This window comes from Rhizobium sp. NLR8a, assembly GCF_019685235.1.
GTDB lineage: Bacteria > Pseudomonadota > Alphaproteobacteria > Rhizobiales > Rhizobiaceae > Rhizobium.
In genome coordinates, this window is the sequence record NZ_JABDWI010000011.1 from 54811 (window position 1) to 75897 (window position 21087).

21 protein-coding genes are annotated in these 21087 nt (G+C 61.6%); 7 read left to right on the forward strand and 14 right to left on the reverse strand.

Translation table 11 applies throughout. The features are described from left to right. Positions 1–211: 211 nt before the first annotated feature. Together HJC04_RS21350 and HJC04_RS21355 are read right to left on the reverse strand one after the other, a co-directional pair. Entirely contained in the window at positions 212–1567 is a 1356-nt protein-coding gene (locus HJC04_RS21350) for an ATP-binding protein (RefSeq protein ID WP_259665270.1), read from the reverse strand. Beyond that, a complete protein-coding gene (locus HJC04_RS21355; RefSeq protein ID WP_210631990.1) occupies positions 1564–2229 on the reverse strand; it encodes a response regulator transcription factor in 666 nt (221 codons plus the stop codon). The genes HJC04_RS21350 and HJC04_RS21355 overlap by 4 nt, the downstream gene beginning before the upstream one ends. Before the next feature lie 237 nt (positions 2230–2466). Here HJC04_RS21355 and HJC04_RS21360 point away from each other — a divergent pair, with 237 nt between their 5' ends. Genes HJC04_RS21360 through HJC04_RS21375 form a run of 4 tightly spaced genes read left to right on the forward strand, consistent with a single transcriptional unit; the run spans position 2467 to position 6456 of the window. Beyond that, on the forward strand, positions 2467–2814 hold the full coding sequence (locus HJC04_RS21360; RefSeq protein ID WP_221147023.1) for a hypothetical protein: 348 nt from the start codon (positions 2467–2469) through the stop codon (positions 2812–2814). 30 nt (positions 2815–2844) lie between these two features. Next, positions 2845–3315: a DUF2271 domain-containing protein gene (locus tag HJC04_RS21365; RefSeq protein ID WP_221147024.1), complete on the forward strand. Its 471-nt coding sequence runs from the start codon at positions 2845–2847 to the stop codon at positions 3313–3315. Between the two features lie 17 nt (positions 3316–3332). Further along, positions 3333–5531, forward strand: coding sequence for a PepSY domain-containing protein (locus tag HJC04_RS21370; RefSeq protein ID WP_221147025.1), 2199 nt, complete (start codon positions 3333–3335; stop codon positions 5529–5531). Further along, positions 5512–6456, forward strand: a complete 945-nt coding sequence (locus HJC04_RS21375; protein ID WP_221147026.1) for an FAD:protein FMN transferase — start codon at positions 5512–5514, stop codon at positions 6454–6456. Before HJC04_RS21370 ends, HJC04_RS21375 begins: the two co-directional genes overlap by 20 nt. Before the next feature lie 288 nt (positions 6457–6744). On the opposite strand, the gene HJC04_RS21380 is transcribed toward HJC04_RS21375, so the two are convergent. The 6 genes from HJC04_RS21380 to HJC04_RS21405 are packed head-to-tail and all read right to left on the reverse strand — an operon-like array spanning position 6745 to position 12456. After that, positions 6745–7728, reverse strand: coding sequence for a sugar kinase (locus HJC04_RS21380; RefSeq protein ID WP_221147027.1), 984 nt, complete (start codon positions 7726–7728; stop codon positions 6745–6747). Between the two features lie 19 nt (positions 7729–7747). Then, positions 7748–8563: a carbohydrate ABC transporter permease gene (locus HJC04_RS21385; RefSeq protein ID WP_210631996.1), complete on the reverse strand. Its 816-nt coding sequence runs from the start codon at positions 8561–8563 to the stop codon at positions 7748–7750. Then, a complete protein-coding gene (locus tag HJC04_RS21390; protein ID WP_221147028.1) occupies positions 8563–9501 on the reverse strand; it encodes a carbohydrate ABC transporter permease in 939 nt (312 codons plus the stop codon). Before HJC04_RS21390 ends, HJC04_RS21385 begins: the two co-directional genes overlap by 1 nt. Beyond that, positions 9501–10829 carry an ABC transporter substrate-binding protein gene (locus HJC04_RS21395; protein ID WP_221147029.1) on the reverse strand — a complete coding sequence of 443 codons (1329 nt, stop codon included), beginning with the start codon at positions 10827–10829 and terminating at the stop codon, positions 9501–9503. Before HJC04_RS21395 ends, HJC04_RS21390 begins: the two co-directional genes overlap by 1 nt. 57 nt (positions 10830–10886) lie before the next feature. Beyond that, complete coding sequence (locus HJC04_RS21400; protein ID WP_210631999.1) at positions 10887–11564, reverse strand: GntR family transcriptional regulator; 678 nt, start codon at positions 11562–11564, stop codon at positions 10887–10889. A 7-nt stretch (positions 11565–11571) separates the two neighbouring features. Beyond that, a complete protein-coding gene (locus HJC04_RS21405; protein WP_221147030.1) occupies positions 11572–12456 on the reverse strand; it encodes a dihydrodipicolinate synthase family protein in 885 nt (294 codons plus the stop codon). A 265-nt stretch (positions 12457–12721) separates the two neighbouring features. Here HJC04_RS21405 and HJC04_RS21410 point away from each other — a divergent pair, with 265 nt between their 5' ends. Together HJC04_RS21410 and HJC04_RS21415 are read left to right on the forward strand one after the other, a co-directional pair. After that, on the forward strand, positions 12722–12997 hold the full coding sequence (locus HJC04_RS21410) for a type II toxin-antitoxin system ParD family antitoxin (protein WP_221147031.1): 276 nt from the start codon (positions 12722–12724) through the stop codon (positions 12995–12997). After that, complete coding sequence (locus HJC04_RS21415) at positions 12978–13328, forward strand: type II toxin-antitoxin system RelE/ParE family toxin (RefSeq protein WP_221147160.1); 351 nt, start codon at positions 12978–12980, stop codon at positions 13326–13328. Before HJC04_RS21410 ends, HJC04_RS21415 begins: the two co-directional genes overlap by 20 nt. Positions 13329–13344: 16 nt before the next feature. On the opposite strand, the gene HJC04_RS21420 is transcribed toward HJC04_RS21415, so the two are convergent. The 6 genes from HJC04_RS21420 to denD form a co-directional block, all read right to left on the reverse strand. After that, positions 13345–14244, reverse strand: coding sequence for a carbohydrate ABC transporter permease (locus tag HJC04_RS21420; RefSeq protein WP_221123496.1), 900 nt, complete (start codon positions 14242–14244; stop codon positions 13345–13347). A gap of 10 nt (positions 14245–14254) precedes the next feature. After that, a complete protein-coding gene (locus HJC04_RS21425) occupies positions 14255–15181 on the reverse strand; it encodes a carbohydrate ABC transporter permease (protein WP_210632003.1) in 927 nt (308 codons plus the stop codon). Positions 15182–15263: 82 nt separating this feature from the next. Beyond that, the gene (locus HJC04_RS21430) at positions 15264–16568 is read right to left on the reverse strand and encodes an ABC transporter substrate-binding protein (RefSeq protein ID WP_221147032.1); all 1305 of its coding nucleotides are present in this window, start codon (positions 16566–16568) and stop codon (positions 15264–15266) included. Positions 16569–16744: 176 nt separating this feature from the next. Then, positions 16745–17812 carry an ABC transporter ATP-binding protein gene (locus HJC04_RS21435; RefSeq protein WP_210632005.1) on the reverse strand — a complete coding sequence of 356 codons (1068 nt, stop codon included), beginning with the start codon at positions 17810–17812 and terminating at the stop codon, positions 16745–16747. Positions 17813–17877: 65 nt separating this feature from the next. Continuing rightward, entirely contained in the window at positions 17878–18651 is a 774-nt protein-coding gene (locus HJC04_RS21440; RefSeq protein WP_221147033.1) for an SDR family oxidoreductase, read from the reverse strand. Further along, entirely contained in the window at positions 18648–19634 is a 987-nt protein-coding gene (denD, locus tag HJC04_RS21445; protein ID WP_221147034.1) for a D-erythronate dehydrogenase, read from the reverse strand. Before denD ends, HJC04_RS21440 begins: the two co-directional genes overlap by 4 nt. 444 nt (positions 19635–20078) lie before the next feature. On the opposite strand from denD, the gene HJC04_RS21450 reads away from it, so the two are divergent. Then, entirely contained in the window at positions 20079–21077 is a 999-nt protein-coding gene (locus HJC04_RS21450) for a LacI family DNA-binding transcriptional regulator (protein WP_210632008.1), read from the forward strand. The last annotated feature ends 10 nt before the right edge of the window (positions 21078–21087 follow it).

Genomic DNA, 21087 nt, shown 5'->3' on the forward strand with positions numbered 1-21087 from the left:
ACCAGATAGAATCCAGGCTGACGGAGCTCGATCGGAAGTGGAACATCGAGCGGACGCTCGAGGCGAATGCTTTCACGTTGGTCTTCACGGGAACAGTCCTGGCGGCCGCGTTGGATCGCCGGTGGCTGATCGCCACGGGGTCGTCGACCAGAATTGGCGCTACCTACGACCGTCCTGAATGATCGCTGACTGGCACAATAAGATTAGGCTCTTACGTGATAGGCAAGCGCACGCGCACTTCGACGCCCTCGCTTTTTCCTGAGCGGGGAGACACGACGTCGACAGCTGCTTCGACACGATCTGCGATCGCCTTGACGATGGCGAGTCCAAGCCCCGATCCATCAATCTTGACGTTGCCGCGCTCGAACTGGCGCATCAGGCGATCCATTGCCTCTGTAGGAAGCGTCGCTCCATCATTGGCAACACAAAGAACCCCTTCAGGTTCTAGAACCACTTCGACCGGGCTTCCTCGTGCTCCGTGCTTCAATGCGTTTTCGATGAGATTACGGGAGAGGATTCCGACCGCATCTGGATCGAGCGGCGATAGAACAGGCCCTTCCGGCATAGTCAGCTCAATTTGCCGCTCTCCGGCACGTTCGAAGTCCTCTACGATCATGCGGATCACCGTCCTCAGATCGGACGGTTCGTCGGCGCGCAGCCGACCGCCTTCGGCTCGGGCGAGTTGCATCAGCTTTTCCGACATGCGCATCAGCCGCTTGAGCGTGGCTTCGATCTCATTTGTGCGCTGTGCCGTCAGCCTTTCCTTCGTCTCGGAGCGGATGCGTTGCGCCTGCGCTATCGCGCCGGCAACCGGTGTGCGGAGTTCATGCGCCGCGTTTGCAGCAAAGGCCCGCTCCGCCTCGAACGCGGCCCTCAGGCGGTCGAGAAGCTGATTGATTCCGGCGGAAATCGGCCGCAGTTCACTTGGCAAGCCGCTGTCCGGCAAAGGTGACAGATCCTGCGCTCCCCGACGGGAAAGTCCCTGCCGAAGAGCACGGACCGGACGCAGAGAATAGCGGACCGCGAACAGGATCACCACAAGGCTCAGCGGAATGACAACCAGCAGCGGCAACAACAGCCCGAGCAGCATGCTCTGCGACAGTTCCCGACGACGATCCAGTGGTTCGGCCACAGCGATGACCAGGTTTCCGTTAGCGCTTGCCGCATAATAGAGTTGATGCGTCCTGGTGCGGGAAAACCCCTGTCTCTCGAACGGAGGAAAGATCGAGGCGTCCGCACCCGCCGAACCAAGCAGCACACGGCCTTGTCTGTCGCGCAGGATAAAGGTGACATCCTCGCCGTAGCGAGCCTTTCGTTCTTGTCGCGGATCACGCCCGACGTCGTCGTCCTCCTCATCATCGACGCTTTCACGTCTCTGGTGTCCTTCGCGCAGGTCATGTTGGGCGATCGGCAGGATGCGCTCGGCAGTCGCTTTCAACCCGTCGTTATAGACTTCTTCCATGTCTTGTCCGAGGCGGTGCGCGGTGGCTATGGCGGCCGCGAGCCACAATATGGTCACTGAAACACCGACCGCGACTGCCAGCCGCGCCTGAAGCGAAGACATCATCTTGATGGCCGTCCCAGCCGATAGCCTAGACCGCGCTCCGTCTCGATCACATGAGCCCCCAGCTTCTTGCGCAGCCGGCTCACATGAACCTCGATCGCATTGCTGCCGACTTCCTGATCGAACGAATAGAGCCGCTCCTCGAGTTGTGCCTTGGAAAGCAATTGGCCAGGACGCTGGACGAAAACCTCGAACAGCACCCATTCGCGCGCCGTCAGAGCGACCGGCTTGCCGTTAAGCCTGACGCTGCGGGCGGCTAGGTCGACCTCCAATGGTCCAAGCGTAACGATCGGGTTCGGGTTGCCCGTATAGCGACGCGCCACAGAACCGATACGTGCGGAAAGTTCGTCTAGGTCGAAGGGCTTGACCATATAATCGTCCGCGCCGGCGTTCAGCCCGGCAATTCGGTCGGAAACCTGATCCAGCGCAGTCAGTATGATCACGGGCGTCGCGTCTCCGCGCGCCCTCAGGCCCTTGAGGAAGGGAATGCCGAGGCCGTCCGGCAACATCAGGTCGAGCAGTACGAGATCGTAGGCGGCCGAGCAGAACGCATCTCGCGCCTCGTCGAGGCGGCTCATCCAATCGACGGAATGACCGTCCGCGGCGATCTGGTCACGAATAGCCGTCCCCAGTGCCCTATCGTCCTCTATCAGCAGAACCCTCATGCAGGAATTCTCCCTTCGCCCTCTCTGTAGTCCATCCGCCAGCTTACCGGAAGCTGAAGCAAGATCTTGGCGTCCGTCAGGTGGCGGTCAGTCTGCGGCCTGAATTATCGGTTCGACACCGAGAGGAAACGATGATGAAGACCGGCATCCCCGTGACGCTCGATGTCGTCGGAATCGAGGAACCCACGATCACGTGGTGATCCCTCGCTCTCGCCAATTCTCAAAGGAGACACACGCATGAAACACCGCAAGCTCCTTCTTACCGCGATTGTCGCTACCGGCATTCTCGCCGCCTTCGCCGGTATGGCCCTACCGCTTAATCCATTGAGGCTCAGTGGTACCGACGTCGTGAAAGCGGATTATCGCGAACATGAGAGCAAAGGCCACAGCGAGGAACAACGCCGGCGTGAACACGAGGATGACCGCTACGCTGCCAACGGCTGTGGCGGCCGAGGTGATGACGACGATGATGACGATGGCAAGGCTGGGTGCGACGCTCGCAATCCCCCCATGCAAGAGAAAGCGAATCCCCCGAGCAACAGCCTGTTTACGCCCGGCAGCAAGCCGCGCGCCCAGATGAACTGACCGCACCCGGAAAGGAGATAAACAATGAGGATGAAGTCGTATTTGGCCACGCTGGCCGTCACGACGGCGTTGACAGTACCCGGTCTGGCGCTCGCAACCGAAGTGACCTTCACCACCAGCATGCGCAACTATGGTGGAGACGGAGCCTATCTTGCCTACTACGTGACCGACGCGCAGGGAAAATATGCCGGCAGCTTGTGGATGGCAGGAGGCAAGGCGCGCTACCACGAGCATCTGAGCGGCTGGTATCGGGCCACAGGCGGCGACACAGGCGAAATCAACGGCATCACCGGAGCCAGCGTCGGGGCCGGCCGCTCGCTCAAGATCACACTTGACCTCGCCGATACCCTCTTTGATGCCGGCTATAAGCTGCACATCGACTCCGCCGTCGAAGACATGCGCGACAGCCCCAACGAAATCGTCGTGCCGCTAACCTCGGCCGGATCGGGTCAGGCGGCTAAAGGTAGTCACTACATCGCCGACTTCATCTATACGCGTTAATCTGCAAGGAAATTGCCATGATCCGGTCACTCCACCGCTGGTTCGGGCTGGTCGCCGCTGTGCTTATCGCCGTCATCGCCCTGAGCGGTACGGCACTCTCCATCTTCCCGGCCATTGAGGGGCTCACCACCCCTGTCACTCAAGACATCAGTGTCGCGGAACTCGCGGCACGGATCCAGACAACGGAACCCTCAGTAGAGCTGATCAGGCGCGCGCCATCCGGCCGGATCACGGCACACTATTTCGCCGGCGACCAGCCGGCGTCTTCCATCATCGACCCGGCGACCGGCTCGCCCGCTGGCAGCGCCGACACGTCGACCGTCGAGCGTTGGCTCATCGAGCTTCATCGCGCGCTGCTCCTCGACGATAGTGGCCGTCTCATCGTCGCTAGCGGCGCGGCATCCCTGCTGACGCTGACCCTGTCCGGCCTATTCCTGCTGGCGCGCCGTGCCGGCGGCTGGCGCCATATGCTGAAGCCTGCAAAAGGCACGGGCGACAGACGCTTCCATGCCGTCATCTCGCGGATTGCGCTGCCCGGCCTGCTCCTGTCATCGCTAAGCGCACTCTGGATGACCGCCTCAACATTCGGCTATCTGCCGGAGGGGGCCGGCGCTCCGCCCTTCCCATCGCAGGTCAGTGGCGCCATCGGTGCTCAGATCGCCTCCATAACCCTACTGCAGGAGACCCCGGTCGAAACATTTCGCTCCCTCAGCTTTCCGGCTGCCGGCGATGCAAGCGACGTATTTACCCTCAAGACGGCTGCCGGCGAAGGCTATATCGACCAGGGTAGCGGCGAACTGCTCGCCTGGAAGGATTCAAACTGGGTCAATCGCCTGACCGACCTCCTCGCCATGCTGCATACCGGTCAGGGAATGGCGTGGCTCGGCCTGCTTCTCGGTGTTTCCGCACTTGCCGTTCCTGTCCTCAGTTGGACCGGTCTCGCCGTCTGGTTCAGGGGGCGTGGCGAGAAGAAAGGCAGTTCCGTTTCCGCAGACGAGGCCGACACCATAATCCTCGTCGGCAGCGAGGGCGGGACGACCTGGGGCTTTGCCGAAACCCTGAGAAAATCGCTCGCGGCGCATGGCATGCATGTCCATGTCGGTCCAATGTCGAGCTTCCAACCCGCACGCTGGCCCATCGCGCAACGGCTCATCCTTCTTGCCGCAACCTATGGCGACGCCGAAGCCCCGGCGTCCGCGCAAGGTTTTCTGGATCGCTTTCGGCGCACGCCTGCAGAGAAGGGGCTTTCGCTTGCCGTTCTCGGCTTCGGCGACCGGAGCTTCCCTGCCTATTGCGGTTTCGCGGCCGACATCGCGCGGCTGGCGGAAGAGAAGGGCTGGGATAGGCTGCTGCCTTACGACACCGTGGACCGTCAGTCGTCGCCGGATTTTGCTCGCTGGGGCCGTGATCTCGCGGAGATGCTCGGGCTCACCTTCGAACTCGATCACCGGCCAACCAGACCCAAGACCTGGGAGCTTTCACTGGTCTCGCGACGCGACTATGGCGCAAGCGTTCAGGCCACGACTGTGATCCTGCGCTTCACTCCGCCGATGCCGTCCGTCTGGCAGCGTCTGGCCGGCAACGCATTTCCGCGGTTCGAAGCCGGCGACCTGGTCGGCATCCTGCCGGAAGGTTCGGAAGTGCCGCGCTTCTACTCGATCGCTTCGGGCACGAAGGACGGGTTCCTCGAAATCTGCGTCCGCAAGCAGCCGGGCGGCCTCTGCTCCGGACAACTGACAGCTCTGGAACCCGGGCAGACGGTGACGGCCTTCGTTCGCTCCAATCCGAGCTTTCGGCCTTTACACAGCGGCAGGCCCGTCATCCTGATCGGCGCAGGCACCGGTATCGGACCTCTTGCGGGATTCGCCCGCGCGAATAGGGCCCGCCACCCCATGTATCTTTATTTCGGAACACGTCATCCGGCGAGCGATGCTCTCTATGCGGAGGAATTGTCGGACTGGAGGCAGGACGGCCGGCTGGCAGGCGTCTCCACCGCTTTCTCGCGCACCGCAAATCCGGCCTACGTCCAGGACATCTTGCGCAAGGATGCCGCTAAGATCGGTAGACTCATCGCGGCAGGCAGCCAGATCCTCGTCTGCGGCGGCCGTGACATGGCGGCGGGTGTGGCCGCCGCTCTCTCTGAAATCCTAATTCCGCAGGGCGTAAGTCTTGCAGCACTCAAGGCAGAGGGCCGTTATGCCGAAGACGTTTACTGATCTCGCCCGCCATGCCCTGAACGGTCCCACCATGGGCACACGCTGGTCTGCCCTCTTCCACATGCCAGACGGCTTTGAAACCGCTGGGGTCTACGCCGCGATGGCGGGTGCCGTCGCAGAGGTCGATCGGCAGATGTCCACCTGGAAGCCCGAAAGCGATCTCAATCGCCTGAACGCGGCCCGTCCTGGCGAATGGGTCGCCCTTCCCGAGCAATTGGTGAAGGTGCTTCAGGCAGGCCTTGCCGTCGGCGTGGCTTCAGGCGGAGCCTTCGATATCGGCATAGGCGATGCCGTCGCCGCGTGGGGATTCGGCGTTGGAGAAGCCGACGCACAGGCAATAAAGGCTGCTCGCCGCTTACGCCGTAACCCGGCTCATGACATCCTGGAGCTCGACGCAGCTAACGGGCGGGTGCGAAAGGATGCCGACATGCGCTTCGACTTAAACGGCATCGCCAAGGGCTACGGTGTCGATCGGCTGGCGGAAGCCGCCGCTCTGCACGGCATAGAAGCGGGCCTTTTTGCCATTGACGGCGAGCTACGCGGCCGCGGCGCGCAGCCTGACGGCACGGGCTGGGCGGTTGCGGTCGAGAAACCTCATCGTCATCAACGCGCGCCGCATTCCATCATCGAACTTGAGGATGCAGCCGTCGCAACCTCCGGGGATTATCGCCATTGGGTGGATGTCGGCGGACACCGCCTCTCCCACACCATCGATCCATGCCGCGGCATGCCGCTTGAGGATTCGCCCGCCTCGGCGACCGTGATCGCTCACGATTGCATGAGTGCGGACGCTTGGGCGACGGCAATGATGGTTCTTGGCGAGCACAGAGGGCTGAAATTGGCGAAGAAGCTGGGCCTCTCCGTGGTCTTCCTGTTTCACGGCCGTGAGGGCGGGGCAGGATGTGGCGTGTTCGCCAGTTGCTGAATGCGCATGCCCACCCGAAAGATTGCTGCTCGCGGATAGCGGTATCTTACATCCTGCGATAGCGAATTGAACGAGACGTTCCGCGAAATCAATTGCCGGTCACGCACGTGAACCGAGGCTCAAAGTGGTATCCACGGTGCTCCGCGACGGTGTCCCGAGCCTGAGGGAGAGGCGCCCGAATACTCGTGTCGAAGATGATCGTCAGCGACAATGGCAGCGAGTTCACCAGCAACGCGATCCTGCAGCGGAGGCGCAATTCGCGGTCGGCGAGGACCACGATTTCCCGCCTCATCTGAACTTGATATCACTCGCTTTCTGGGAAACGCGGACGTTCCAATCCCGTAGAGCATCGCACGCCTCTGCTCGCGTGGGTGCGCCGATGCGTCCGCCGAACACCTGGCATTTGAGAGCCGCCGCCATCGATGACAATCGCATCGTCTCTTCGATCGGCAGGCCTTCTGCGATTGCCAGCGCGAAGGCGCCGTGGAAGATGTCACCGGCCGCAAGCGTGTCGATGGTTCTCACTTTCGGCGCGGCGAGGTGACGGATGTCGCCGCTTGGGTCGTCGAACCACAGGGACCCGTTTTCGCCAGCCGTAACGCTGATGAAGGCATGTTCGAATTTCCGTTTTAGCAGGCCGACGGTCTCGACGAGATCCGCCGTCCCGGCAAGCCGCTCGGCCGCAGGCTGTGAAAACACGATGTGGCTGGCGGCCGGCGCCAGCATCTCGATGACGCCCTCGCCGGCAACGTCGCCGTCCAGTATGGCGGGTTTGCCCGCCTTGCCAGCTGCGATCAGCGCCCGCAGTGCAAGCTTCGGCCATCGGACATCGACAAGCACCGCATCGAAAGCAGACATCTCCTGCTCGGTGACCAGCCTCACTGTATTGTGGAGCCGCTCGTCGTAGAAAGGCACGATCAGGCGTTCGCCCTGATCATCGATGAGGATCGTCGAGACGGCCGAGCGGGCGCCCTGCACAACCGTCATGCCGCTCGTGTCTATGCCGTCATTCCCGAGGTCGGAAAGGATGCGTTCGCCCGTCGTATCGTTGCCAACCGCGCCCCAGAGGCTGGCATAGCCGCCAAGCCGGGCGACTGCGAATGCCGCACTCGACGCCATGCCTTCGGCGACCTGCAGCATCTCATAGGGCAAGATCTTGCCCTGGCCCGTGGGCAATGAGCGAACGCGGAACAGGGTGTCGAGCACCGCTGCGCCGATGCAGAGCACGCGGCGTGGTGGACCGGGCGGCGGGCCGAAGGCAGAGGAAGTCATCGGCGGTCGTCTCACATGCTCACTTGACGGCGCCTGCCGTCAGACCGGCGACGATCTGCCGTTGCGCAAACACGGTCAGGATCAGCACCGGCAAGGTGACGATCAGCGCGGCTGCCGCGAGCGGTCCCCAACTGACCTGTTCGAAAGACAGCATATTGTAGACGGCGACCGGCAGCGTGCGTGTCTCGCGGCTGGCGAGCACGATGCCGAAGACGAAATTGTTCCAGGAGAAGATCACCGACAGGATGAAGGCGACGACGATGCCGGGCCTCGCAATCGGCAGGGCGACCAGGCGGAAAACCTGCCAGGGCGTCGCGCCGTCGATGCTTGCCGCCTCCTCCAGCTCCATCGGCGTCGTCTCGAAATAGCCGATCATGATCCATACGACGATCGGCACGGTGACGACGAGATGGATGATGATCTGCGGCATCAGCGTACCGAGCAGGTTCAGCCATTGGAACAGCAGGAAGAGCGGAATGAGGAAGGACAGGCCCGGCGTCATGCGCGCGATCATGATCACCATCGCCGACTTCTCCGCCTTCAGACGCGCGATGCCGTATCCGGCCGGCACGCCGATCAACAGCGCCAGAAGCGTAGCGGCACCCGTCACCAGCAGTGAATTCCAGAGATAGAGGAAGAAGTTGTTCTCCTCGAAGACCTTCACATAGTTCGACCAGGCGAAACGTTCCGGGATGAAGATCGGCGGATAGGCGCCGTTGTCGATCTCATATTTCAGCGACAGCGAGATCATCCAGAGGAAGAACAGCACGACCGGCGAGATCATCACCAGCGCGACGAACAGCAGTCCGATGCGGTCGAGCGTCTTGCGCTTCATCAGCGTGCCTCCCCGTCGGACCAGTTGACGCGCTGCCGGATCATCATCAGGACGAAGGAGAGCAGCACGATGAGGATGAAGAAGACGACCGCCATGGCGGAGCCATAGCCGATGTCGTAATAGGCGAACGCCGTATTGTAGAGATAGATGTTAATCGTTTCCGATGCCGTTCCGGGACCGCCCTGGGTCATGGCATAGATGATGTCGAAGCTCTTCACCGCATCGATGCTGCGGATGATCACGGCGATCATCAGGAACGGCGCGATCATCGGCAGCGTCAGATAGCGGAATTTCTGCCAGACATTGGCGCCGTCGATCTCAGCGCTCTCGTAAGGTTCGCGCGGAACCGCGGCCAGGCCGCCGAGCACGATCAGCATGACGAGCGGCGTCCACTGCCAGCTTTCGACCAGGACCAGCGAGGGAATGACGCTGCGCTGATTGTAGATCCACTCCTGCGGGCCGATGCCGACGAAAGAGAGGAGATAGTTGAGCACGCCGAGTTGCGGATGGTACATCATCGTCCAGACGAGCGCGATGGCGACGGGCGTCGCCATCATCGGCATCACGAATATGCCTCGAATGAGACCGCGCAGCGGGAATTGGGCATCGAAGATCAGCGCGGCGAGCGTCCCCAGGAAAAGGGGAACCACCACGGAAAGCGTCGTATAGAGCACCGTATGCCACAGTGACTCCCAGAAGCGCACGTCGGTGGCGAGTCTGATATAATTGTCCAGCCCCGCAAAGACCTGCGACTGGCCGAGCGTCCAGCTGTTGACGCTCATCCACACCGTAAACACCCATGGAAAGACGATGACGGCTGAGATGACGATGAGCGCCGGGATGACGAATGGCCAGTAGTTGGGAGCAAACCGATCCGGTTTGCTCCTTCCTTTCGACGCCTTGGCCATAGCGGCCGTTTCGATGCCTGCCGAGGCCATTATCCCTCGCTTTTCGCCAGGACGGGTTCGAATTGTGCCGTCGCCGTCTTCAGTTCGGTTTCAGGATCGGCGCCGCCGATCATGTTGGTGAGACCGACGCCATAGATGTCGCGGAACTCGGTGACCGGAATGATGACCGGCAGGGCGAGCTGCGAGATCTTGCCGGAGCCGGCAACGGCATCCAGCCATGTGCCCGGCATCTTGACGCCTTCGCGGACCTTGGCGTCCTCAAGTACGGACTGGCGGAACGGAACGCCGGCACCGGCCTGCAGCAGGCGAGCGCCCATGTCGTGCGAAATCGCCCATTGGCAGAACAGGTAGGCGGCTTCCTTTTTCTGGCTTGCCGCGACCACACCGAGGCCGTCGCCGAACGTGCCTGCGGCTTGCGCCTTCGGTCCTTTCGGCATGATGCCGTAACCGACCTGGCCGACGACGCGCGACTTTTCCGGATTCTCGACCGGCGGGGCGAAACCGACGCCATCGAGCCACATGCCGATCTTGCCTTGCAGGAAGGCCGACTGCGCCTCGGCCCAGTTGAAGCCGGAGACGCCGGGAGGGGCGGTCTTGGTCATCAGCCTCTGGTAAAGCTTGGCCGCATCGATCGCTTCCGGTGACGTCGTGCGCAGCTTGCCGTCCGGGCCGAGCGGGCTCGAGCCATAACCGAGCAGCAGCGTCGTCCAGACCGGCGTGTTGGCGTTCTTCAGGCCTCGGGCGACGAAGCCGTAGGTGTTGGTCGACGGGTCGGTAAGCGCTTCGGCCGCACTTGCCAGTTCTTCGAAGCTCTGGGGATAGGCAAGCCCCTTCTTCTCGAACAGCGCCTTGTTCCAGTAGATGATCCAGTAATCGACCGAGAAGGGAAGGGAGCGCAGAACGCCGTCGCTATCCTTGGCGAAGGCGAGGCCTGCTTCGGCGAAGTCGCTTTCCGTGAGAGACGGTTCGGTCAGCGAGGCGTCCTTGAGGAAGCCGCTGATATCGGCAAGCCAGCCGCCTTTCTCGAACTGCCGCTTCTGGACGTGGTAGCTGAGGTGCACGACGTCGAAGCTCGGCTTGCCGGAGCTGAGCTCGATCGTCGTCTTCTGGCGCTGCTGCTGTTCGGGCGTTGCCTCGGCATTGACCTTGATGCCGGTGAGTTCCTCGAACTCGGACAGGTACTTGGTCAGGATTTCGCTACGCGGGCTCTTGACCAGATTGACCTCAAGCGTGGTTCCGGCAAAGCGCTTCCAGTCGACCGCGGCGGCGGCCGGGCGCATACCGAGCATGCTGCTCGCCCCGAGCGCGGCCGTACCCGCCAGAAATTCTCTGCGCGACGGATTGAAGAATGATGGCATGTGAGTCCTCCTCCTTTTGCGCCGGCGATCTCCTCACCTCCGGCTGCTTATTCCCGATTAGATCCTCAGCGCACGATCCCTTGCACCGTTGATGTGTGCGACAAGGCTGTTGACGGCGTCCTCCACCGACCGGCGCTCGATCGCCTCGAGCACCTTCAGGTGCTCGCCCATCACGGGTCCGACGTGACCGTCGATGCGAAACCGGTCCTGGCTGATCAGGCGCATCTTGATCGAGTTCACGCGGTAGGCGTTCGAGATGATGGTATTTCCAAGCGCATCGATAAAGGCGTCGTGCATGCCCCAGTCGACGGCCTGCGCGTGCAGCTCCAGTTCATGCGACGCGTTGCCGCTTCGAATGGCGTCGGCGATATCCCGGTGCTGTTTCAGGAGATTTGCGATCGTCTCGTCCGAGGCGGATTTGGTAAACAGCGCCACGGCCTCCTTCTCCAGGAAGACGCGCAGCTGGAACGCCTCGCGAATGAGGTTGAGATCGATGTGAGCGATCTGCAAACCTCGCTGCGGCACGGTCTTGATCAGCCCCTCCGCCTCAAGCCTCGGGATGAGCTCCCGGATGGCGCCAAGCGTCAGCCCGGTCAGCTCGACGAGCCGGCGCTGCGACACGAACTGGCCGGGACGCACGTCACGGGCCAGCAGGTGGCGCGTGAAACTTGCATAGGCCTTTTCCCGCAGTGTCGGCTGCTCTTCCGTTTCGTTCATCGCCTCCCCCGCAAACATGGCTGACCTATGCGGCTTTCGATTGAAAAAGACGGTCAAAAGCAAGGGCAAGCTGTGCCTGCGCTTCGCCGGATAATGAAACGAGCGGCGGACGAACCGCAACCCAAATCTCCTCCAAGGTCGTACGCGCGATCATCGTCTTCACGGCCGGAATGACTGGGTGTTTCAGCAATTCAAGGACGAAATCGGAAACGCGAGTATCGTCCCTGCCCTCTTCGGCCACCGGCTTGAGTTCGCGGGGCACAAAATTCGCCATGCCCGATATGGCGCCCTGGCCGCCAAGCCGCACGGCCCTTGCGAGGTGCCGCTCGTCCCCGATCAGGATGATGAGATCACTATGCGCTTTAAGAAGCGCCTCCGTATAGGGCCAGTCGCCGGAGGAATCCTTGACGCCTGTGACGATATGGGGAAAGGCGGTCCGCAGTCGGCCGATCAGCGACACGCTCAGCGGCACCATGGTCACGGAGGGAAGATTGTAGACGATGATATCGCGGGCCTTGTCGCCCAACAGGGCGAATACGGCTGAGAACCACTGGAAGACGCCGTCGTCGCTGACGTTCTTGAAATAGGACGGCGGGGCAAGAAGGATGTTGCGGGCGCCCAGGGAAAGAGCCTGACCGGCCTGCATCGCCGCATCCTCTGCGGCATCGACCAACACGCCGACGATGATGTTGCCCGGTGCGATGCCGGCATCGAGAAAGGCTGCCACTATGCGTTCCCGTTCGCCATTCCCGATGGAAGACCCCTCACCTGTCGTCCCGAACAGCGTCACGCTGGAGCACCCGGCGGCAAGACAGCGCCGCGCTTGCGCGATCATCGCCTCGATCGCAATATTGCCATCGCTATCGAACGGCGTGGCGAGAGCGACGGACAGCCCGAATCTTGATGTCAACTTTGTTCCTCCCGGCTAATGAGTCAGGTGTAGCAGACTGACATGTTAGTTGTAAAGAGTTGATCGTATCGGTCGTTGCGGACTCTCTTGGCACAATATTGCCCGTGGCTGTAAAGCAGACGAAACTCGTTTCTCTGGAAAGTGCGGCTTTAGTAGCAAAAACGGCCAATGGTGGGGCCTGCCTTCAATGACGACAGATGAAAGCTTTCGTCACGTCGACAAATGTGCTACTGAGTAGCAAACTCGGCTCGATGGAGATAAACGGATGAGTGTCAAATCGTCGATCTCGCTGACCGACCAGCAGGACGCGTTTGCCCGGTCGCTGGTGGAGAGCGGCCGGTATTCCAGCATGAGTTCCGTTCTTCAGCAGGGCCTAGAGCTTCTCCGCGTAAAGACGGAAAGCGAGACCGTCGAAACGGCAGCACTACACGAATTAATCCAGCGGCGTTTGAACGGCCCGAGGATTTCCACGACGGAAATGGAAAGCCGCGTCGAGACAATGATCGACCGGAAGCGGCGGGCTGATCGTGTGGACCCTTGAATATTCCGAGGATGTCGAACGCGATTTTGAGTTGATTTTTGATCATCTCTTCGACTCCCATGTCGAACTCGGAGACTCGCCTGACGAGGCTTTGGAGCGTACCGCTGAACGAATCCGTAAATTGCGTGTCGAAATCGACCGTCTCGTCGATACGCCTTATATCGGGACATTGCGCCCCGACATTTACCCTGGCATCCGTTGTCTTCGGAGGGACAAGACGGTGGTCTGGTTCTTGCCCGTAGAAAATAATCGCAAGATCGTTATTGCTGCGATTTTCTACGGTGCTCAGCACCATATCAGACATATGCTTGCGCGTATGCTGGCGAGATAAGGTTGAAGGGTTCAGATCACTCCTTCACCGCGCCCGTCATCGAGGACACGTAGTAGTCGACGAAGAAGGAGTAGAGGATAACGACCGGCAGCGAGCCGAAAAGCGCACCCGCCATCAGCGATCCCCATTCGAAGACGTCGCCGCGCACCAGTTCGGTCAGGACGCCGACCGGAATGGTCTTGTTTTCAGAGGACTGGATGAATGTCAGCGCGTAGATGAACTCGTTCCAGGAGAGCGTGAAGGCGAAGATGCCGGCCGAGATCAGGCCCGGCACGGCAAGCGGCAGGATGATCTTGACCAGGATCTGCCAGCGGTTGGCACCGTCCACCAGCGCGCTTTCCTCGAGCTCGAACGGGATCGAGCGGAAATAGCCCATCAGCAGCCAGGTGCAGAAGGGAATGAGGAACGTCGGATAGGTGAAGATCAGCGCCAGCCGCGAATCGTAGATGCCGAGCTTGAAGACGATGAAGGCGAGCGGGATGAACAGGATCGACGGCGGAATAAGATAGGCGAGAAAGATGACGAGGCCGATCTGGCGCGAGCCGGTGAAGCGCACACGCTCGATCGCATAGGCGCCGAACACCGAGGCGACCAGCGACAGCGCCGTCGACCCCACGGCCACCAGCATCGTGTTCCACAGCCACCCGGGATAGGATGTCTCGAGGAAGAGGTACTTGATGTGGTCGAGCGTCGGCCCGACCACCCAGAAGGGGCTGTAATTGTTGTAGTCGGTCAGCTGTTCGTTCGGCTTCACGGCGGTGATCGCCATCCAGTAGAAGGGAAAGAGCAGCACGAAGACGAAGACGGCCATCGGCAGGTAGAGCATCGCCACGCGCCGCGGCAGGCGGTTCAGATAGCTCATGCCCTCGGCATTGTCGGTCAGGACCTCATCGGCGGGTTTGAGATTGGTCGACATGGTTTGCTCCTCAATCCTGTCCGCCCTGCTGCCATTTGCGGCGTTGCAGACCGAAGAAACTGAACATGATGGCGCCGAGCAGGAAGGGTATCATGGCGACGGCGATGGCCGCCCCCTCGCCGAGCTGCCCGCCCGGAATGCCGCGCTGGAAGGAGAGTGTGGCCATCAGATGCGTGGCGTTAACAGGCCCGCCCTTGGTCAGCACGTAGATCAGCTGGAAATCCGTGAAGGTGAAGAGCACTGAGAAGGTCATGACGACGGCGATGATCGGTGTCAGCATCGGCAGCGTCACATAGCGGAAGCGCTGCCAGCTCGTGGCGCCGTCGAGCGAGGCCGCCTCCTGCAGCGAGGCCGGAATGGTCTGCAGGCCGGCAAGCAGCGAGATCGCCACGAAGGGGATGCCGCGCCAGACATTGGCGACGATGACCGATATCCGCGCATTGGTGGGATCACCGAGGAAGTTGATCGGCGCGCTGATCAGCCCGAGCTTCATCAGCGACCACGAGATGATCGAGAACTGGGAATCGTAGATCCACCAGAAGGCCAGCGCCGAAAGCACCGTCGGCACCACCCATGGCAACAGCACGATCGCTCGAAAGAAGGATTTGAACGGAAGGTGCTGGTTCAGGAGCAGCGCCAGCCAGAGGCCGAGCGCGAATTTCAGCGCCGAGGCGATGACCGTGTAAAGAATGGTGTTGAAGACCGACAGCCAGAAAACCGCGTCATCGGCCAGGAACTCATAGTTCTCCAGGCCGACGAAGATGCCGTCCCGGCCGATCCGCGTGTCGGTAAAACCGAGCCAGACGCCGAGCCCCAGGGGATAGGTGAGAAAGCAAACAAGGAACACGGCAGCCGGCAGCATAAAGAGGAAGCCGAGCACGTTGTTGTTCTGCATCAGCGAGGGGCCGCGCTTATCCCCCGAGTTCAAGGTCGACATTGCTTATCTCCAGATTGCATTCAGTCCTTGAGGAGCTCGCGGCATGCCGGATACCAGGCATGCCGCATGTCCCGGCTCCGGATCAGACGCGGTAGTAGCGATTTGCCCGGCGCTCGGCTTCCTTCATCGCGTCCTCGGGCGACTTCTGGCCGGTGACGGCGGCGGCATACATGTCGACCAGCACGTAGTCCGCCATGGTCGCCGCCGAGGCGTAGCCGAGCGGGCCGGCATAACCGTTCGGGCGCAGTTTTTCCGAGGCGAGCGCATAGGGCGCGTGGACCGGGTCGGCAGTCCAGATCGGGTTCTTGGCGAAGGCCTTGAGCGGCTGGCAGCAATAGGCGCTGGAGCCCTGGATCCAGGCATTCATCTGATCGGCTTCCATCATGAACTTGATGTAGGCCTTGGCGGCTTCCGGATATTTGCTGTGCTTGAAGAGCAGGAGCGAGCTCGTCTGGAAAAGCTCGACGCTCTTGCCGACCGGTCCGATCGGGAAATTCGTCGTGCGGATGTCCTTGGCGATCTCGGCGAGCTTCGGATCGTTCTTGGCCGTGTAATAGACCGAGACGCCGTTGGCGATCAGCGATACCTGGCCGGCGAGGAAGGCGCGGTTGTTGTTGACATCCAGCCAGCTTTCCGTGCCCGGAATGAAGGTTGCGTAGAGTTCCTTGGCATAGTTGATCGAGGCGAGCGTTTCCGGGCTGTTGATCGTCACCGTGCCGCTTTCGTCGACCATTTTGCCGCCATGGCTCCAGAGCAGCCAATGGGCATAGTTGTTGCCGTCGCCGACCGCCTTGCCGTGCGGGAAACCGGCGGGCGTGCCCTTTGCCTTCATCGCCTTGCAGAGCTCGAGGAAGCCTGCGGTATCGTTCGGGAATTCGTTGAAGCCGGCCGCCTTGACATGGCTGTCGCGATAGACCACGGCATTGCCGATCGTCGTCAGCGGCATGGCGATGAACTTGTCGTCACGGGTGGCGTAACCCTTCAGGCCGTCGTACCAGCCTTCGTACTTGTTGCCGAGATAGTTGCCGAGTTCCGTGAGATCGACCAGCTTGTCCGGATATTGATGCGCGTCGTCGAACCAGCACATGATGAGATCCGGACCGGAGCCGACATTGGCGGCAACGGCGGCTTTCGGACGGATGTCCTCCCAGCTCTCCTTGTCGATGCGCACTTCCACGCCGGTGGCTTCAGTGAACTTCTTGGTATTGGCAAGCCAGGCCTCCTCATCGCCCTTCACGAAAGGCGTCCAGCGCAGCAACCGCAGGCTGGCGCCGCTTTCCGGCGTGTAGGTCGGTTCGGCCTGCGCAAAGGACGGCTTGATGCCGAGACCTGCGACACCGGCAACGGCTGCCGATGCAGCAAGAAATTCACGTCTCTTGATCGTCATGAGATTCCTCCTCATTGAAACAGCGGGAGCAATTCTCCGGCATTCACCTCCCGCTTGGTGAACGGCGGCCTGGCATCCGCGATACGGAAAGCTTGTGCTCCCGTGGGGGCTCACCCCTCGAATGCTTGCGCTCCGGCGGAACGGGAGACTCCTCCTCTCCCCTTGTCCCGCCGGCGTCAGTCGGTCAATCGCATGCCGCCTTCGGCGTCGAAGAGATGGACATGCTTGGCGTCGATCGCCACCCGGATGGCTTCGCCCGGGCGGGCATCGACACGTTCGCGGAAGACGCAGCTGACATCGCTGCCGCCGAGGCGGACGGTCAGATGCGTCTCGTAGCCGGTCGGTTCGATCACCACGATCTCGGCCGGCAGTCCGTTGGGATCGAGCGAGATGTATTCGGGGCGCAGCCCGTAGACGAGGTCGCGGCCGATAGCGCTCGCCGGTGGATTGGCGACAGGCAGCCGCGTGCCGTTGGCGGCGACGAACTGGCTGGGGTTCTCCGGATCGAGTCTGCCGTGGATCATGTTCATCGCCGGCGAGCCGATGAAGCCGCCGACAAAGAGATTGGCGGGGCGGTCGTAGAGCTCGAGCGGGCTGCCGATCTGCTCGACGATGCCGTCATGCATGACGACGATCTTGTCGGCCATCGTCATCGCCTCGATCTGATCATGGGTGACGTAGACGGTCGTCGTTTTCAGGCGCTGATGCAGTTCCTTGATCTCGGCGCGCATGGCGACGCGCAGTTTCGCATCGAGGTTGGACAGCGGCTCATCGAACAGGAAGACCTCCGGATTGCGCACGATGGCGCGGCCCATGGCGACGCGCTGGCGCTGACCGCCGGAAAGCTGGCGCGGATAACGGTCGAGCAACTTGTCGAGGCCGAGGATGCCAGCGGCATATTTCACCCGCTTTTCGGCCTCCGCCTTCGGCGATTTGTTGAGCATGAGCGAGAAGCCCATGTTCTGCTCCACCGTCATATGCGGGTAGAGCGCATAATTCTGGAACACCATGGCAATGTCGCGGTCCTTCGGCGGCAGCGTGTTGACCACGCGCCCGCCGATCTTGATCTCGCCGCCGGAAATGTTCTCGAGCCCTGCCAGCATCCTCAGAAGCGTGGACTTGCCGCAGCCCGAAGGGCCGACGAGGATGACGAATTCGCCGTCGGCGATATCGATGTCCACTCCCTTGATGACAGGATGCGCACCGAACGATTTCCGGACATCCGCGAATTGAACGTTTGCCATACTCCCTCCTCCCAGATCATGAGCACTGCATATATGTCGTTTTCAGCCGGCGGCAGCCCGCCGATTCACCCCCGTCCGACAAAGGGCATTTTCGTCGCCATGACAGTCATGGTCAGTACATTGGCGCTGAGCGGCAGGCCGGCCATGTAGACGACCGCGTCGGCAATATGGGCCGGATCGATCGTCGCCTCCGCGGCGATGCTGCCGTTCGCCTGCAGCACGCCGGCCGCAATTTTCGTCGTCATGTCACTGGCGGCATTGCCAATATCGATCTGGCCGCAGGCGATGTCGAATTCGCGCCCGTCAAGGGCGGTGGATTTGGTCAGACCCGTGATGGCGTGCTTCGTGGCGGTGTAAGGCGCGGAATTCGGGCGCGGTGTCGTGGCCGAGACCGAGCCGTTGTTGATGATGCGCCCGCCGCGCGGGGTCTGCTTCTTCATCAGCCGGAAGGCCTGCTGGGTGCAGAGAAAGGCGCCGGTGAGATTGGCGGCGACGATGGCGCTCCACTGCTCGAAGGAAACCTCTTCGAGGGCCACGCCGGGCACGGTGACGCCGGCATTATTGACCAGGAGGTCGAGCCGTCCGTATCTCTCCGAGATCGCATCGAACAGAGCCCGCACCGAAGCGGGGTCGCCGACATCGGCGGGAGCTGCGAAAAACTCGGCCCCCGTTTCGCTGCCTAGCTCACTCGCGGCCTTTTCAAGCACATCGGCCCGTCGTCCTGAAATCACGACCCTGTAGCCGGCAGCGCCGAGTCCCCTCGATATGGCGCGCCCGACGCCGGTGCCACCGCCAGTGACAAGCGCGATCCTTGCTTCTCCGCTCGCCGCTGTGCTCACGCAATCCTCCCGCCGAGTTCATCCTCGATATGCACCTGCAGAATTTCGTCGAAGCTCGTTTCCGCCGTAAAACCGAGCGCAGAAGCCCTCGTCGCATCGAACTGCGTCGGCCAGCCGGCGACAATGCGTTCGATCACCGGATCGGGCACGCGTTTGATGAGGGCGACCGCCTTGTCGCCGGCCACTCGGCGCAGTGCGTCAATCTCTTCGGAGACCAGCGCGGAAAGGCCCGGCATGGTCAGGTTGCGGCGCGCGCCGATCCTCGTCGTATCGATCGTCGCGGCATGGACGAAAAAGCCGACGGCCGCGCGCGGACTGGCAAACCAGTGCCGCACGCTGTCGCTGACCGGCAATACGGCTTCCCTGCCGACGAGCGGCTCGCGCAGAATGTTGGAGAAGAACCCGGAGGCCGCCTTGTTCGGTGCGCCGGGGCGCACGCAGATGGTCGGCAGCCGGATGCCAATGCCGTCGAAGATGCCACGGCGGGAATAATCGGCAAGCAGCAGTTCGGCAATCGCCTTCTGGGTGCCGTAGCTCGTCAGCGGCGTGGTGAAGAATTCGTCGGGAATGACCTCCGGAAACGGCGTGCCGAAGACGGCGATCGAAGAGGCGAAGACGACGCGCGGGACGTAGGTGGTCTTGAGGCCGAGCTGGCGGATTGCATCGAACAGGGCGCGCGTGCCGTCGAGATTGACCGCGTAGCCCTTGTCGAAATCCGCTTCGGCCTCACCCGATACGATGGCGGCCAGATGGAAGATCAGTTCCGGCTGGCCCTCGATCAGCCGGTCGGCCGCGCCGGCGCCGGCGAGATCCACCCTCAGCGCGGTGGTCACGGACCGGAGCGCTTCCGGCACCGGCGGCGGAAAAGCGTCTGCCAGGGTCAGCCGGGTGACAGGCCGGCCGAAAGTGAGCGGCTCACGCTCAATCCTCTCAACCAGCTTACGGCCAACCATGCCGGCGGCGCCCAGAATCATCACATGCATATCGGCTCTTCCTCCCGTCGGCCGGTGTATTCGATCAAGATCGCGCTGCGCGTCCTATGGTTCGTGCGCTCACTCCTGGCCAGTGTCACGGCGATCCGGGACCGGCCTGATCGGACTATGCCCGATCGAATTCAGATAGATTTGCAACCTGCGGGTCAAGTCCTTGACCGATCCGGAGGCACCAGCAATCGTACATGTGTCGGATATCAGACCCTCAGGTGCTCTGCCCGCTCAGCGCATCGGACATGATCCGAGACAGCGGTCTTGTCATTCGTCCGCATGGCTTCTCCTCCCGTTTCCGATAGCTGTTATCGATACCGGTATCGGTAACAACGCCCATTTTTGCGTTTCCTGTCAAGTAGTGAGTGTTTTCCTTTTTTTGAAAAAGGCCTATGAATTTGACGTTGCCCGCTGGCGAGGCAGTTCGACGATGGGGTCGGTGCAATGCATAAATCGACACTGGAAGAAGTTGCCGCTGCGGCCGGCGTCAGCAAGATGACGGCATCGCGCGCTCTTCGCGGCGCCGCCGACGTCTCCAAGGAGACCCGCGAAAAAGTGCTTGAGCAGGCCGAGCGGTTAAATTACGTCGGCAACCGGCTGGCGCTCTCACTGTCGTCGCAGCGCACCAATCTTGTCGCCGTCGTCGTTCCCAGCATGTCCAACATCGTCTTTCCCGAAATGCTGGCGGGCATTTCGGCCGGGCTGCGAGGATCAGGCATGCAGGCGGTGTTCGGCATCTCCGATTATGATATGGCGAAGGAGCGCGAGATCATTCGCGACATGCTCTCCTGGCGCCCTGCCGCCATCATCGTGACGGGTCTCGATCAGCCGGCAGAAACGGTGAGAATGCTGCAGAATGCCGCGATTCCCGTCATCCAACTGATGGACCTCGACGGTACCCCCATCGATTTCAACGTCGGTCTATCTCATGGCAAGGCCGGAGAAGAGATGGCAAAAGCGCTGTTGGCGGCCGGCCGGCGGCGGTTCGGGTATATCGGCAGCGCGATCGACAGGGATCTGCGCGCCGGCAAGCGGAAAGCCGGCTTCGAGAAAGTGCTGCGCGAGAGCGGCCTTTCTTTCGTGGACGAGCGGTTCAACGCCGCCTATTCCTCGGTGGCGCACGGCAAGCGGCTGTCGATGTCGATGCTCGCGGCGACGAGAGATCTCGACTGCATCTATTATTCCAACGACGACATGGCAACCGGCGGCGTCTTTGCGTGCCTGGAACTCGGCATTTCCAGCCCTGCGGAAATCCTGATCGCCGGATTCAATGGGCTGGATGTCGCCAGCGCCCTCCCCGTCAGGATCGCGACTTCGATTTCGCCACGGCGTCAGATGGGCGAAGTCGCTGCTGCGCTTCTGCTCGCTGCGAGCAGCGGCGACGGAAGTCAGATATCCGAAAAAATTATCGCCTTCACTCCCGAGATCACCGGGGTCGATTGAGGCTTTTGCA